We start from the raw sequence: 16,146 nt of genomic DNA on the forward strand, positions 1-16,146 counted from the left end.
TCTCGCCCCCTGTTACTGACATTTAGTTAACTTCTCGCCAGTAAATAATACGATCATGGCCTCGATAAGTACCGAAATAGGCCGTTGCTCTCGGGTCTTGTAAATCGCTACTCGAGTCAAAATTCCAATACCACTGCAGCCATCTGTCGAGATGTTGTTGTAAGCCTACCTCACCATCTACATTAGGGGCTGGAAAATAGATAAAGCTATTGCCAAGACCAATAGTGCCAGCCTTGCCAGAGCCTCCAGAATGAGTAAAGCCTTGCACGCCTTCTAGCCCCGTATCGGGAGTTAAGTGCAGCCCTATATCGGCAGATTCAGTCGCACTGGTGGTATCGAATACTGAGCAGCTATCGCTAGTATTTGTGATCCACTGTGCTTTAGCGTCAATAACAGCATTTACATATTGAGTACCGACCTCGAGACGCAGCTCCTCAGACGATGGGCCGTAGGCATTTTGCATCACAAAGCGGCCGTAACGTAGCGCAAAGGCATCGTCTTTAGCGATATCCTCAAATTCAAACTCACGGCACTTATCGCTTGCGGTATCTCGATAACAAATACCATCTTTATCGGTCACATCGGTCTTTGACAGCGTGAGGTCAAACAGGCCATTAAACGGCACTGCAGCTGAGGCTGTTCGGGCATAGTGCAGCTGCGCACCGCTCAGATAAGCCCGCTGCACACTGCTATCGTCATTGATGGGGTAGTATTCGACAATGCCGGAGATAGGCGACTCATCCAACACTTGCAGCGCAGCACCATCCATCGATTTGGCGCCAGAGGTATCACTATAACTGCGATCTAACCACTGCTTGCCGTGATAGCGCCACCAGCCACCTATTTGATAGTTGCGTGTTTCAGCGCCAGCTTTATTTTTACCGATAATTGACAGCGTTGGCTCACTACCAGAACTAAAACCAAAGGGCTGATCCATGTAGGTGAAACTGCCGCACTGCGCTGCTAAACTCGGCTCATTCGCCGTCACGGTTAAGTAGTAGGGAGAGAAGCGACCGAATATTTCGCTACTTGAATTCGCTTGTGGAATCGTCGCGCCAAGGTAGTTCACCTCGCCATCGAGCGCTAAGCTGATTGCCCCCACCTCAGAATAGGTCTGATTAGTCACTTTTAGCGGTGCACTGTTTGCTTTGCTGAAACTCACACTTGTTTGCCCTAGGGCTCCAAGGCCGCCATCTTTGTCATCTCCATTAGCAACCAAGGGCGCTTGCAGCACAGGTTTTATTTTTAAGTCTGTGAATTGTAAATTTTTCAGTGGCTGTCGATCTTTATAAGGCGTGCCATCATCGGCTCCACACACCGCCTTAACACTCATGTTAAAGTCATCACCCGCTTTGGCAAATAAGTCACATCCCGCACCGCTGCAACCATTTTTACCAGACGTATTAAAGAAGTGAAAACCATCAGGCTTTGCAACAAATTGGTCACTGTGATCAAGCACCAGCGTCTCGCTTGTACTGCCATCTGGTGACTCAATCACTTCGGTTAATGTTGCCGCAAGCTCAACCTTACCCGCCTCAGGGTAGTTCACATTCAGCAGTGCCTTACCATTCGCATCAAAGTGAACCCGCAGTTCCTCACTCGAACCTCCCGCAATATCTTTAGTGGCAACTGGAGCGTTAAGGCTGTTAATGGTTAGCTTGGCAGCTTCATTAATCCCGCCGGCATCTGGGGTAATATAACTAAATGCCATCGAGATGGGTTTAGTTTGATTAGCAAATAGCGGCACACATTGCTGCGTGCTTTCATCTTTCTTAACCGCAAATAACTCAAAATTACTGGTGTTGTTACAGGCGGTAGAATCATCGATATCGAAGTAAATGCCACTGTTTTCAAAGTTGAGCTGACATTGAGCATTAGCAACGAGATTGCCATCGATATAACAGCTGTAGTCGGCACTCGGCACTGTTGCACTTAACCCAAGAGTGACTAATCCCCCCTGTGGATGCCAGACCTCGGTATTCGTACTGCCCGTAAATGTCTCGCTACTGTAGTTGGCACCGTTTTTAGTCAAGGTGACAAAAGCAGGATCGCTAAGCAAAGCGCTGCAATTATTGTCAGCACAAGCCTGAAGTGTAATAGATTTAGCTGCGCAGCTCAGTGCACCTGAATCGAAGTTAATACGGTAATGATTCACCGCTGGTGGCTCGGCTGCGTACTCAAATGCAAAATAACCTATGCTCTCAGCTAGGTGGCTACGTTCACCATCTGCATGTTGATATTCATCAAGAGCAAAGCTTAGCTGATTATTGAAACTCTCTTTAGTACAGCGGCGTGCCCAGCCGCCATCACCACCACGGCGCTGATTTTTATTAGCTATGGTTAAGGGTTGTGCGGTATAGGTTTGCTGGTAACTGTTATTAAAAGCACACTGTTGGCTCAAAGTACGCGTAGAGCTACCATTGCCATGGTTTAAGGCATTGGCAAACTCATACTTTAAGCTTTCGCCATTGACCGACATCACGCCTTGTCCCACACCTGCCACATAACCTAGAAGCTCACGCCGAGTTATCCCCGAGCTCATTTCAGAGCCTTCAATGGCAATATCAAATTCAGAACCATCTGCATCGACATTATTAATCACAGTGGTAATAAAGCGATTATTGTTATGAGACAAGGTTTGGCCAATCATGGCAGGTTGTAGACCAAAATCATGCTCAAATTCAATATTCTCATAACCTCGGCCCCAACTCGGTAAATTTTTACCTTGGTATAGCCGAGTTGATATGGTGCCTGCCTGTAGAGCCTTACCTCGCGCTAAGAAACGATAGCCCGGCTCCATGACAAAGTAATCCACCTTATCCATCTTTTTATCCAGTACTTGCGACACGCCAGAGTTAATCTGTTTTATTGCGGCATTGCCTGTGGTTAGGCTATCGATTCTAACTGTCGATGAACGGTCGGCATTGGCATTCGTACCATCAATGGTCGGCATCACCATCACCACTGGCGGAGCTGAGTAGGTGTTATTAAAATTGATCACTGCGTTGCCATTGGCATCGAGTTCGGCGCGGCCAAATTCAAATTGGGGGGCTGGACAGGTAAGTAACTGGCTCGCTGGAACAATCGTCAACGAATTAGCTGATGGAGGTTGCCAATACAACCTAAAAGCTTCAGCACCAAATGTTTCATGAAACCTTAACTCTATGGTGTGAGCCCCTTGTTCTAGCGAGACCTTACCTTGGTACCGAGTGCAATCACAAGTCGAGTGAACGCCGTAAAAACCTTTTATCACTTCACCATCGATTAATAGCTCAATGGCATCATCACCATCAATAGCAAAGGTATATTCACCTGTTTCAGGCGCTTCTATATAGCCTTCAAACACACCTAAATACAGATCTTGATCTGCCGCGGTGTTTGAATGTGGGTTAATACCATTCCCTTTCTGATTTAAATTTGTTTCGATAGACTCACCGATCTGGTAACGGGTTTTTCTCACCAAATTACTTAACGTCTCAAACTCGTTAGGGTTAGCAGGACTGTAGTTATCTGAGTACCAAGCACGCGAGTCATAGGTCCGATAGGTTAAACCTTGAACATTACTTTGCTCCGCAGGACACTGGGTCGGAATGGCAGGGTTTACAGGCTCGTTATTGCACATTCCGCCAAAGTCGGCATCTTCAATTGCCTCCTCGTCAAAATCTACATCACCGTTACCACCTATCGATAAACTACCACCAGCAGCAAGCGCACCATCAATACTCGCATTACCCGCCACATGTACGTTTCCGGCCACATAAACAATGCCATTTATACTATTCTGTCCTGCAATGCTAAAGTCGCCATAGACATAAATAATAAGGTCTTCCGTATTACCTGAAACATTCAGGTGCGCACCGTTAAGATTGAGACTGTCAAAATACAAGCGTGTGGTTGTACCATTGGTATAAATAAAATTGCCTTGTTTTAGGTCACCAGTACCGAAATAAAAATCTCCAGGTTGAAAAAAATCCGATGGATAACAACCACGCTTATTACAAGTAAGGTCACCTAAGTAGGGTAAGTCCGATGGCGGTATAAGTCCGGGATTGTGGTTTCCCGTAGGTGGATCAGTAAAGATTTCATCACACTGAGGAACCGCAAAAGCAGATGTCGAAGCGAACGCAACGACAGCGAATAAGCAGCCCCATAATAGCCTAAGTTTAATCACGGGCTTCGACCTCCACCTTACGGCTGACTCGAATACAGCTGGCATCGCTATCGCTGCCAGAGTCACATTGTCCGCTACTGCAGGTTGCTGTGCTGGTAATCAGATATTGAGTCATATTATTTTGCGGCAAGTTGGTGGTCACAGCAGAGCAAGTCATCTCGACTACGCAGCCATGAAAACCGACAAGATTGGTATCGTTTCCGATTTCCCAGGTGGTTTGAGGTTCACAGTTTCCATCGTCACCATTTACTGGAAACAGACTTGCTAAACTACGATCGGCGCCGCTATTCGCCGCCGCAAACGCTCGGGTTCCCCAGACCTCTATGCTGATCTCTTGATCGGCATCATCAAGCACATTAATCAAAGTCGCAGCCAATAGAAACATCACGGTAATAATGAACACACCGATTACCAAGGCACTTCCCGTTTGCTTGGAACGAGAGACTATATTACTGAACTGACTATTACGACAAAGCATTCGGTTAAGGGACATTAATCACCTGCACTTGATGATGATATTGAAAACTCTGCCCTTGCACATCAAATAAAGGGTTTAGGTGCACCATGGCGTTATTGCGCAGAGTTCCGGGGGTATACGCCATAGGGCTATTGCTACCGATAGTATTTACCACATTCTCGGCCATCAGCACCCCTGTGCCCATATCGGCTGGCGCAGGCTGTAGATTCGGGTGATTAAAGCCATAATCCGCGTAACGTTTTAATAAACTCAACTCAGGGGTTACTTGCTCGAAACAGTAGCTCACCGCGCTTTGAACACCAAAGTAGCGCTGTCTTGGCGAAGCTTCATCGAAACGCACCGCACGGCCAAAATCGATACTAATGTCATTCTTTAAATTATCTGCAGTAACGGAATCAATACTAAACAGCTTGCCTTGCGTGCCAGCTGTTGAGGTATAAACATCTGCAGGGCTGAGTGGATAAATCAGTAAAAATTGATCTGCCGTCAAGGGGGCTGCGGCACTCGACTGCATCAAGCTACCAAATTGTGAGGCAGGATCTGGCGCTATAGGCATATCCATATAAGAAGCACTTGAGATGATCGGCATCATCTCCACGCACTGCCAAGCGCCGTCACCGCTATCACGCACACGGATGCTGTTCGGCACCGCGTTACGCAGCTCTCGAGTCATACGCTCAATAGCAAAGCGACTCTGACTCATCACTTTGTCTACTGAGGTTGCATCGATAAAGATGCGCGTACCAAAAATTAGAAAGCTGCTGACCCCAAGCACCAATACTCCAAGAATGATAATGACGGTGACCATCTCAACCAAGGTAAAGCCTCGACCTCTCAGCTGTTTAAGCTTTCTCGATGGCAACCTAGAAGCGGGACGTATTAACGCTTGCATTAATAGTTACTCCGGATCGCATTGAAGGTCATCACCTCGCCGTTAGGCGTGGTAACATCGATAGTAATCAACTTAGTGTCTAAACTCGGTAGGTTGTTGTATTCAACCTTAACCGATAACCCATAATTGATATAACGCTGAGCATAGGTTTCACTGCTGTTGAGCATATTGCTATCTATGTTAAGCCCGACATAATCGTCGACATCGTTATAGTTATTGCGAGTCTCAACTACGCCATTAATCTTATCAGGGCCAAGACTACCCGGTGCTGTACAAGGAAGGCCTGCAGGCAAACCTAGACTGGGTTTAACAGGTGCACCACAAGCAGGGACGCCACCATTAGCATTAGTGTTTTGATCAAAGCGTTTGCCCCAGATCTCATTCAAAATTGAGTGAGCAAGCTCAGCGGAGCGTACTCGATGTAAGGTGTCAGCGGCGCGTTCTGCCTGCGGGAATAGCATGGTGCTTAGCAAAACGAAGGCGATGCTTATCACCACCATGCCCACGACTAACTCGATCAAGGTAAAGGCCTTCTGAGCTTGCCATTTTATGGCTGAGAATCTACTGCCCATCATGGATATAACCTTCTGATTCTATCGCTAGAAATAGGGTTTCATCGGCGATGATGCTGATGCAATTACCGCTGCAAGGTGCACCATCCACTAGCGGGACGCCTTGGAGATTGAATTCGATATTAAAACTGCTAGCACCGCCATTAAGCAAAGCTAGGCTAGCGCCACCTTGAAACGGTTGCGCGGCATCGGTACGCACAGGTGTGCCACTACAGGCGCCATTAAAGCGAGAAACTTGGTAATGGGTATCGGTGACCGATAAACGATAGCAGCGATCTTGATTGTTCATCGCCATGATCTGCACCTTGCGCAGCTCACTAATAAACTCATCTTGCAGGGTAAAGGCACTGTAACTTGAGCTGGTAAGCAGGCGAGGAATAACCACCACGGCGAGAATGGCAATAAGGATTATCGTGGTTACCAGCTCCACTAATGTAAAGCCTGCATGTTGCCGTGCTCTATGCATTACTCGTCCTGGTTGATATATGCTGCTGTAAGTTTTATTGATTGCCGCTTCATTGCTAAGACTAGAGTCAAGCTCTTAGCCACTAGAATCGAGAGTCTAGGGCGCCGCGTTGCGACGGCTAGAGCGGGCAACGCCCTGCTATAAAAGAATTAACGGCAAGCTGGTGTCTATTTTAGCTTTTCCGGCTTTTCCGGCTTTTCCGGCTTTTCACCATCTTAAACCTGATTTTCCAACAGTTTAATAATTATGGCAAATAAAGCCACAACTAACGCCCTAGATACAAAAAAGGCCTGCGAGGCAGGCCTTTTCAAAAGATTGCTAATTAGCAGTCGTCATCTTCAACAACATATTTAGGAGAAGTTGTTGCTGATGTAGCAGGTGTATACTCAATATAGCACTTCTTAGTCGCATCGCCGTAGCGAGGTGAGCCAGCTTGATAAATTTGAGAAGCTGAAGCAGGATTAGTTCCTTCTTTAATATACCAGTCAAAACCATCAGTCTCAGAGTCACTCATATTAACATCGAGAGCATTCTTCAACTGATCTGCAGTTGAAATTAAGTAGCCATAGTTAGTCGTAGCTTCGTTTCCTGCTCCTGTACCAATATCTACAGAACCTAGTCCCGTAGTACCATCAACAGAGCCTTTCTTCTCTTCACTAGCAATTGCAGCCTTAGAGAAAACCAGTGAGTTAGCACCTTGTAATGCACCTTTCATACCTTGAAGAGTTGATGCACGCGCATCGCTCTGTAAGTTGATAAATTTAGGTGCAGCGGTAACCGCTAAGATACCTAGAATGATGATCACGACCACTAATTCAATTAGGGTAAAACCACTTTGCTTTTGCATTTTCATTTTCTCTTCAACAGGTCAGCTTAACAGCCAGTGTCAGTAATTTCGTATGTAGGTACTGTGTTAGCATCTTCAGCTTCTGTGTAAACAAGTTGGCAAGATTTGCCGTCTGCAGGAGCTGGAGCACCATTTTGAGTGATAATGAGAGTACCTGCTGCAGTACCTGCAGCTACTTTCCACTCACTGTTAGTTGCAGTACCAAAATCGGCATCGATAGCATTGTTGAATTCGACTTCAGTTGCTTGAAGGTAACCAAATTGAGGTTGTGCATATGCTTCTGTACCGATATCGACTCCAGATGTTATGTTACCTACAGTCCAATCATCTTTATCTTTCTTCTCATCACCTGCTAAAGCAGTCTTGGCGAATACTAGGCCGTTAGCGCCTTGGATTGCGCCTTTAACGCCTTGAAGTGCAGAAGCACGTGCGTCGCTCTGTAGGTTGATGAATTTAGGCGCTGCGGTTACAGCCAAAATACCTAGAATAATAATCACAACCACTAATTCGATTAGGGTAAAACCATTTTGCTTTTGCATATTCATATTCATATTCATATTCATATTCAGATCCTCAATCACATATCAAATACAGCAAACAGATCAAATCTGCCTACCGAAAACTATTTACTATTTACTGTTTACATCAACTAATGACTTCAACGACTAACAATCACTTTAGTCAATAAATAACGATTATTTTAGTCAATAAAACTAGCAACTTGACCTGAACCTGGGTTGTAGGTCACCCCTTTGCCCGCCAAGTTACTTAAGTCGGTTAAATTCTCAGTCGGTTTACCGTCCTGTGGATTTAACACTAGTGATGAGGCTAGGTAATATAAACAAACATCAAGATCGCTAACAAGCTCGCCATCTATGCTATTTGAACTGCCACCCGCTCCTTTTGCCACGCTCACTACATATCTTGCTTTACGCGCGTCTTCTCCTGAAACGACGCTTCGTGGTGCATTTTGTAAAACAAGATCGAACACTTCTTGGCAAGAGTCTTGGCTCATGCCTTTAGCATCTGTATTACTCTGGCCCGTTGGATAACCAAAACGCGTATCCAGAGCTACCGTTGTTCCGTCCAGTAACACGGTATTATTTCGACGACCATCGACTTCCCACTGTGAACGCACAAAGCTCACTGCAGTACTTAGCCCGCCTGCGACACCGTCTACACTGGCGTCTTCAGCATCATCAGTTACGTTTAAGAAACGTGGGATAGCTGTTGCAGCCAACAGACCTAAAATCACGATAACTATGACCAACTCTATAAGAGAAAAGCCTTTTTGATACTGTTGTTTCATTTTACCCCCAATCTTGTATGCGGCTATTCTAGCAGTTTGTTAAAATTAGAAAACAGATAATTTCACTATTCAGGCACTCTTAGCGAGCCTGCGTCAAAAAAATGACCCGCCCAGAAGTGGTTTGATAGCTAATACTTTCGCCCGACTCGCCAAGATAACGGCACACGCCTGTATCTGGGTTGAATCGGGTGTCGATTTGTTTCATATAACCGGGACCCAACAATTCAATCAATAACCGTCGACACCCCGCAACACTTGTCTCGTCAGGAATAGGCCATCCACCCGCTGCCATACGCACTTGCCCTGTGGATGAAGCATGCTCTTGGCTATCGGAATACCAGTCAAGTAATAGGATATCCGGCTTACTGCGCATCAACCATTGCGACCTTGCTACACCGAGTACATTAAGCAAACGTGTGTGCTCTACTTGGATGCTTGGCTGGCCAAGCTGCTTAATGCTGCCAAAGTAATTAAAGCTTAAGTAAAACAATACAATTAGTAGAATAATTAAGGCTATAAGTTTGCCATAGACATTCAACAGCTCTGAATCGGCTTTATGTTGACTAAGCACGGGGCTTTTCCTGCTTCATCAGTTACCGCCCTTAACCACATTCAACATGTCCCACATAGGTAGGTAAATACCCAGCGCCAACACCAACACGATACAGGCGACAAAACCGATCAAAAGAGGCTCTAGCTTGGCAGTCAAATTCTTCAGGTCGTAATCGACTTCACCTTCATAAAAATCTGCAGCATCATTAAGCAACTGATCGATCTGGCCCGTTTCTTCACCCACTGCCACCATCTGCAGCACAAGTGGCGTAAATAATTGGCTGTTATTCGATACTCTTAACATCGACTCACCGGACTCGATACCACGACGCATCCCCACTATGCTGTCGTGCATATAAGCATTATCGACGGCGTCCGCCACAAGACTAAGGGCTTGGGTCATGGGTACACCCGCACTCAACATCATTGAGAAACTGCGGCAATAGCGCGAGAGGGTTGAACGTTCGATGATGCTACCAACAGCGGGAATATTTAACTTCCATTTATCCCACTGCTTCTCACCTTTTTCGGTGCTATGCCAATAGCGAATGCCAACGAATCCCGCCACCAGCACGAGGAGCATTAAAGGCCAGTAGTTAACAAACACATTAGAGGTATTAATTAATAGTTTAGTCGCCCAAGGAAGATCCGCGCCAAATCGGGAAAACATCTCGGCAAATTTAGGGATCACCATAATGTTGAGGATCACCATGGCTATGGCGATCGCGATTAATACAAAGATCGGATAACGCATCGCCGCTTTGATGCGTCTTCGAGTCTCCTGCTCACGCTCGATATAACCAGATAACTGAATAAATGCATCCTCAAGCTTACCGGTGTTTTCACCTACATGAACCATAGAGACAAACAGCGCATCAAATACATCAGGATGCTGATTCATCGCCGAAGATAGAGGACGGCCAGAGGTCAACTGTTCAGAAATATCATCGAGCGCCTCTTTCATGCGAACAGAATGTGTCGTCTCAGAAAGACCTGCAATCGCTCGTAAGATGGGAATGCCTGAACGTGTCAGTGAGTACATCTGCCGAGTGAAGATCTGTAACTCTTCTAACGCGACTTTACCTTTAAATAAAGTCTTAAGATTAAACTCCTTAACCTCTTTTGCTAACACGAGCTCGAGCGGGATCACCCCGCGAGACATCAGTTGATCGGCAGCCGCACTCTCAGAGGCTGCATCAACTAGCCCCTTAACCTGCTCACCTTGAGCGCTTCGACCGCGGTACTGATATGTTGGCATGCTTAAGCCTCACCAAATTCTAATTGAGTGTCACTAACATCTTCAACGAGTTTTGCGACCTCTTCGATTGTTGTCATCCCTTGAGCTAGGTACTTTAATGCCGATTCTGCAAGCGGCGTAAAGTTAGGGCTCTGATAAGCGGCGCGAGTAAAGTCCTGCGGGTTGCCCGTACGCATAGCCTCAATCATTGGTTCGTCGAGCTCTAAAATTTCAAATACACCTATTCGACCACGATAACCGCTGCCGTTACAGCTCTGACAGCCAGTACCTATCCTAAATGTCGCTTGCGAGTAATCGAGCTTGCTCACGCTAGATAGCCAGGCTTTATCCGGGGCAGAAAGCTGATAATCGATGGCGCAGTTCTGGCACACTCGGCGCACTAAGCGCTGAGCAATAATGACTCTAAGTGCGCTCGCAACCAGATAACTCGCCGCGCCCATGTCTAGCAAACGCAGGGCACTGGTCACCGCATCGTTGGTATGCAAGGTCGATAATACAAAGTGACCGGTTAATGCGCCACGAAGACCAATTTCTACCGTCTCTTGGTCACGCATCTCACCGACCATGATGATGTCGGGATCTTGTCGTAACGTGGTTCGCAGTACATTGGAAAAATCGAGACCAATCTTATGGTTTACCTGCACCTGATTAATACGCGGTAACTGGTATTCAACTGGATCTTCAACTGTGATGATCTTGCGATCTGCGGTATTGAGCTCACTCAAGACGCCATAAAGCGTAGTGGTTTTACCGCTACCCGTTGGGCCCGTGACTAACAGCATGCCGTGAGGACGCTTGATCTGCCGACGGATCCTCGCCAACATTTCTGGCGGCATCCCAGTTTCATTCAAGGTCAGTAGACCAGCAGATTGGTCCAGCAAACGCATCACCACAGATTCACCATGGTAAATCGGCATGGTCGACATACGAACGTCAATCTTATGCCCTTTAATCTCTATGTGGAAACGGCCATCTTGTGGCAATCGTTTCTCTGAAATATCTAAGCCCGCCATCAACTTTAAGCGCAATACTAACGCCGCTGCGATGCTAACTTCCGGTAGGATGTTTTCATGTAACTGACCGTCGATACGTTGACGAATTCGCAGCGCTTTCTCACCCGGTTCAATATGGATATCCGAAGCGCGCATCTGCACAGCATCTTCGAAGATAGACTGTAGCAGTTTAACGACTGTGGTTTCGTTATCACTGTCGCCATCGGTCAAGCTACCGAGATCGAACAGATCATCGGCGGCGTATTCCTCTTCGAGCTTACCTGCAATTTGAGCAATCTCATCGGTGCGTCGATAGAGATTATCAAACGCATCTAATAGCTGCTGCTCTGTCACTACAGCAATAGAGATACTCTTAGGTGCCAACTGCAACTCTAGATTATCCATCGCCTGTAGATCGGCGGGATCGCTCATGGCTACCAGCACGCCTTCACCATTATCTTCGACAACCAGAGCGCGATAACGGCGAGCCTGCACCTCAGGTAGCAGACTCACGACTTCAGTAGCGATGGCACGCTTACTAATATCGATAAAAGGAATGTTAAGCTGATGCGACAAAAATTGTAGTAATTGCTGCTCAGTAATACATGACAAGTCGATTAATGTACGACCAAGCTTCTTTCCCGTATTACGCTGTTCGCCTAACGCTTGCTGTAACTGCTCTTCAGAGATGATCTGCTCTTGAACAAGCAGATCACCGAGTCGCATCTTTAACTTGGGTTTCACTAGTATGCTCCTAACTGCAGCAATCGATTATCGACGTAAACTTTAGCCTGTACCGATAAGTTACCTTGGGATAAAGCTTGGTTATAGGCTGATTTCGCTTCGGTATATTTCTGCTGAGCATCTAACGCGTAAGCCAGTCCCATCCACCATCGACCTTGATTCGGTTCATGCTTGGCAAGTTGACGAAAGCTCTGCTCGGCAGTTGGAAAGTCTTTTTGCTTCTGCGCTAAATCACTCTGCTGATGCCACTTTTTCAACGCCAAATCACTACTGTCGGGGATCATAGCTAGGCTCTTTAATGCCAACTCACTTTGCCCACCCGCCTGCTGAACTCGTGCTAAGAGCAATGAAAACTCATATTCTTGCGGGAAGAGTAACTGCCCCTGTTCGAGAATTTTGGCGGCCTTAGCTAATTTATTCTGACCATAATACAGCGCCGCAACTTGCCGTCTCGCTTGGTGCAGTGCTGGGTTATACATAAGCGCTGCTTCGTAATAGGTTAACGCATCACTATGCAGCCCCTGCTGCTGAGCATCGGTAGCCAAAAGCATTTGCTTCTGAGCTAGCTGTTCAGGTGAAAGCTTAACTTCTCTCACCGCCATATTGCCGCTGCTATGCAGCTGGCGAGAACGGCTCGCAGGCGCAATATTTAACTGAGCAGGCACTGGCTTTTCCGTCTCAGCTACTGTCACATTAACTGCTTCGGTCTTTGCTGTTTTTGCCTTAGCGACTTCCGTCTCAGCTTTTTTCGACTTAGCTGTTTCCGCCTCAGCTATTTCCGCTTTAACTATTTCCGCCTCAGCTATTTCCGCTTTAACTATTTCCGCTTTAACTATTTCCGCCTTAACTGTTTCCGCCTTAACTGTTTCCGCCTTAGCTGTTTCCGCCTTAACTGTTTCCGCCTTAACTGTTTCCGCCTTAACTGTTTCCACTTTAACTGTTTCCGCCTCAGTTATTTCCGCCTTAACTGTTTCCGTCTCAGCTACTGTTGCATTAACAGCTTTGGTCTCAGCTGTTTCCGTCTCGGCTATTTTTGCCCTAGCAGTTTCCATCTTAGCTGTTTTCGCTCTAGCAGTTTCCGCGTTAGTCGTTTGCGGATGCATCAGGCTTAAACCAAAAAACATAGCAAAGCCACCGATGGCGAGAGAAACAATACTGGTCAACAATAAGGTTCGTTTCGATGACGACTTAGGCTTAAAAGCCAACTGCGGCGCGGCCATACTCTCGATACCATGAGGCTGTTGGCGCTCATCTAAATCTTTGAGCATCTTGTTGATTACGCTCATGCAACGCCTCCTTTAAACCAGTAAAATACAGCTAAACCGCTGCCAATAATGACCATAGTGGCCACTGACCACTTAACCATGCCATATTGATGCTTCAGGGCATCCCCCGTATCGGCAATAGCAGCATCGACATGATTAGGCTCAATGGTTTTAGCCCCTTCACCAAAACCTACAAGCAGGGCTTTATGAGATAACACGTTAATCAGCCTTGGGATCCCTCTCGCTGCTCTAGCTATTCGCTTAGCGTTAGAGTCACTAAATAAGCGTCCACTCGAGCTGCCAGCAACAGTTAAACGATGCTGAATATAAGCCATAGACTCCTCAACAGTTAACGGACGTAAACAATAGCTAAAGGTGATCCGCTGTCTTAACTGCCTAAACTTACTCTGCGCTAAACGCTCGTCAAGCTCTGGCTGAGCGAATAGGACGACCTGAAGTAATTTACGGCTCTCTGTTTCTAAGTTAGTAAACAGACGTAAGGCTTCAAGACTATCATCGGGTAGCGCTTGCGCCTCATCTAGCACTAAGATAATAGAGTGCCCATGTGCACTTAAGGCTAAAAGTTGCTGCTGAATAAGGCCTGTTAACTGTTGCTGGTTAATTTGACTTGAATGCTTTAGCCCCAGCTCCATCGCCACCGCCCAGCGTAGCTCATCAGGAGTGAGGTACGGGTTAGGCAGATAGGCACAATGAAAGCGCTCAGGCAGATCATTCATCAATTTACGACAGATGAGCGTCTTACCCGTGCCGACCTCCCCGGTAACCTTGATAAAGCCTTCGCCAGTTTGCAGCGCCGTTTGCAGCACTTGTAAGGCTTCGACGTGCGGCGCGAGACCAAAGAAAAATCCCGTATTCGGCGTAAGCGAAAACGGGGTTTCAGTTAATCCAAAATGCTGCAGATACAAGCTTACTGCTCCTCTGGATACCAGCGTTCTAGTAGCTCTTGAGAACGCTTAAGTTCGTTCTCCCAAGTATTGGCACCGACAACGATTGGTTTAAGCAAGATCACTAACTCGGTTTTAACCGTCGAATTGGCACGGTTAGTAAAGGCCTCACCTAGGAATGGAATATCACCCAGTAGCGGAACCTTAGAAACCAGTTCAATATTTTCACTCTTCATCAAACCACCAATCACCACAACATCACCGCTCGCGGCCTTTATCACAGTGTCTGACTCACGGATCTCACTCTGTGCTAGTGGTAGCTCAAGCGTGCTATCTGCGATCTTAATGCTCTTTACCTGCTCTTTAATATCGATCACCGATGGGTGAATATGCAGTAGCACGTTGCCCTGCTCATCAATCTGTGGCGTCACATCTAAGGCTATGCCAGAGAAGAAAGGAGTCAGTTCAACCTCAGGGGTCGTCACAGGCGTATTACCTGCCACTGTAGTTGAAGAAACGTCTGTAACAAAGTACTCGTCTGTACCGACTTTTATGACCGCTTTTTGGTTATTCGACGCTGTGACACGCGGACTAGATAACACATCAACATCACCCTGAGTATCGAGCAGGCTTATCATGGTGCTAAAATCTGAGCCCTCTAGCTTAATTGAGGTCACTCCGCCCAAAGCATTAGTAATGGTGTCCCCAAGCCCTGCTGCAGGGCTGGTGCCAAAGCTAATATCGGTACTACCTGCGTGACCTAATACACTTTCCCAGTGAATGCCTTGCTGGTAGCCGTCAGATAGGGTCACCTCGAGCACTTTGGCTTCTAAGATAACTTGGCGCTGCAGATGACTTTCCGCGGTCTTGATAAAGCTTCGAACCTGTCTGATCTCGTTAGGGTAAGCCCTAATGGTCACTAGACCGGCTTGAGGAGTCACTACCACTTGGCGTCCACCGCCGGTGTTCCCCACGATAGACACCAAGGTCTCTTTTAATTCACCCCAGAAATCAGACTTGGTCTTAGAGCGAATAAAGGTGCCGTTGGTTTGCTCGTTGCTATTGCTGCTATCAGAGCTAGAACTCGAGTTCGATGAATCGTTGAAATTATTATTACTGTTGCTATTACTATTGCTACCAGAGTTGGAGTTATTATCTGAAATACGACCAGAGTTCACCGAAGTCAAAGACAGCCCTTGACGCTCCATATACAGGTAATTTAACGAGAACGTTTCTGTGCGCATACCTGCAGGGAAAATACGCAATATGCGTCCTTCGCGGCTCACTTCATAGCCGTAAATATCTTCTACAACTTGTAGTGCTTCTTTTAAGGTCACGCTCTTTAATGACAGCGAGATCTTGCCTGTCACGTCTGGATGCACAGCGACACTTAAGGGGGTACCTTGAGCAAGGCTTGGGAAGAATACTTTAGCATCGACATTATTAGCTGACACATCGAAGCGACGTTCGCTGGGTCTTGCTGGGGCAAAGCCTTCTAACAAATTGTTTGATGACAGTTCACGTTGAACATCATCGGGCATCACTGCTGGCGGTGGCGTCACAGCAGCCACTTCTTTAGTCGTTAGAGATTCTGCCAGAGCTTGCTTAGACTCTACAGGATTGGGTCTGTCGACGGTTTGGCAGGCCACTAAACATAAAGACAGCAAAGGGGTGATATAGGTCATTGAGCGCATG

Annotated in this window: 14 protein-coding genes; all 14 read right to left on the bottom strand. The window is 46.7% G+C overall.

The annotated features are described in order from the left end of the window. Positions 1-22: 22 nt before the first annotated feature. Positions 23-4,171 (bottom strand): DUF8470 domain-containing protein, encoded by a 4,149-nt coding sequence (locus tag SPEA_RS19725; RefSeq protein ID WP_012156948.1) that lies wholly within the window; start codon positions 4,169-4,171, stop codon positions 23-25. Continuing rightward, positions 4,164-4,664, bottom strand: coding sequence for a hypothetical protein (locus tag SPEA_RS19730; protein WP_012156949.1), 501 nt, complete (start codon positions 4,662-4,664; stop codon positions 4,164-4,166). The genes SPEA_RS19725 and SPEA_RS19730 overlap by 8 nt, the downstream gene beginning before the upstream one ends. Further along, on the bottom strand, positions 4,654-5,541 hold the full coding sequence (locus SPEA_RS19735; RefSeq protein ID WP_012156950.1) for a PilW family protein: 888 nt from the start codon (positions 5,539-5,541) through the stop codon (positions 4,654-4,656). Before SPEA_RS19735 ends, SPEA_RS19730 begins: the two co-directional genes overlap by 11 nt. Next, positions 5,541-6,116 (bottom strand): type IV pilus modification PilV family protein, encoded by a 576-nt coding sequence (locus SPEA_RS19740; RefSeq protein ID WP_012156951.1) that lies wholly within the window; start codon positions 6,114-6,116, stop codon positions 5,541-5,543. The genes SPEA_RS19735 and SPEA_RS19740 overlap by 1 nt, the downstream gene beginning before the upstream one ends. Next, a complete protein-coding gene (locus SPEA_RS19745) occupies positions 6,103-6,579 on the bottom strand; it encodes a pilus assembly FimT family protein (protein ID WP_012156952.1) in 477 nt (158 codons plus the stop codon). Before SPEA_RS19745 ends, SPEA_RS19740 begins: the two co-directional genes overlap by 14 nt. Positions 6,580-6,901: 322 nt before the next feature. Continuing rightward, on the bottom strand, positions 6,902-7,426 hold the full coding sequence (locus tag SPEA_RS19750; RefSeq protein WP_041411122.1) for a type II secretion system protein: 525 nt from the start codon (positions 7,424-7,426) through the stop codon (positions 6,902-6,904). Between the two features lie 26 nt (positions 7,427-7,452). Next, positions 7,453-7,989 carry a type II secretion system protein gene (locus tag SPEA_RS19755; RefSeq protein ID WP_012156954.1) on the bottom strand — a complete coding sequence of 179 codons (537 nt, stop codon included), beginning with the start codon at positions 7,987-7,989 and terminating at the stop codon, positions 7,453-7,455. A 137-nt stretch (positions 7,990-8,126) separates the two neighbouring features. Beyond that, positions 8,127-8,735 (bottom strand): type II secretion system protein, encoded by a 609-nt coding sequence (locus SPEA_RS19760; protein ID WP_012156955.1) that lies wholly within the window; start codon positions 8,733-8,735, stop codon positions 8,127-8,129. A gap of 79 nt (positions 8,736-8,814) precedes the next feature. After that, positions 8,815-9,306, bottom strand: coding sequence for a hypothetical protein (locus tag SPEA_RS19765; protein ID WP_012156956.1), 492 nt, complete (start codon positions 9,304-9,306; stop codon positions 8,815-8,817). Between the two features lie 18 nt (positions 9,307-9,324). Further along, entirely contained in the window at positions 9,325-10,545 is a 1,221-nt protein-coding gene (locus SPEA_RS19770) for a type II secretion system F family protein (RefSeq protein ID WP_012156957.1), read from the bottom strand. Between the two features lie 2 nt (positions 10,546-10,547). Further along, entirely contained in the window at positions 10,548-12,281 is a 1,734-nt protein-coding gene (locus SPEA_RS19775) for a GspE/PulE family protein (protein ID WP_012156958.1), read from the bottom strand. Then, a complete protein-coding gene (locus SPEA_RS19780) occupies positions 12,281-13,567 on the bottom strand; it encodes a tetratricopeptide repeat protein (RefSeq protein WP_012156959.1) in 1,287 nt (428 codons plus the stop codon). Before SPEA_RS19780 ends, SPEA_RS19775 begins: the two co-directional genes overlap by 1 nt. Then, the gene (locus SPEA_RS19785; protein WP_012156960.1) at positions 13,564-14,472 is read right to left on the bottom strand and encodes an ExeA family protein; all 909 of its coding nucleotides are present in this window, start codon (positions 14,470-14,472) and stop codon (positions 13,564-13,566) included. Before SPEA_RS19785 ends, SPEA_RS19780 begins: the two co-directional genes overlap by 4 nt. 2 nt (positions 14,473-14,474) lie before the next feature. Beyond that, on the bottom strand, positions 14,475-16,145 hold the full coding sequence (mshL, locus tag SPEA_RS19790; protein ID WP_012156961.1) for a pilus (MSHA type) biogenesis protein MshL: 1,671 nt from the start codon (positions 16,143-16,145) through the stop codon (positions 14,475-14,477). Position 16,146: the final 1 nt, after the last annotated feature.

It is taken from the genome of Shewanella pealeana ATCC 700345, from assembly GCF_000018285.1.
GTDB lineage: Bacteria > Pseudomonadota > Gammaproteobacteria > Enterobacterales > Shewanellaceae > Shewanella > Shewanella pealeana.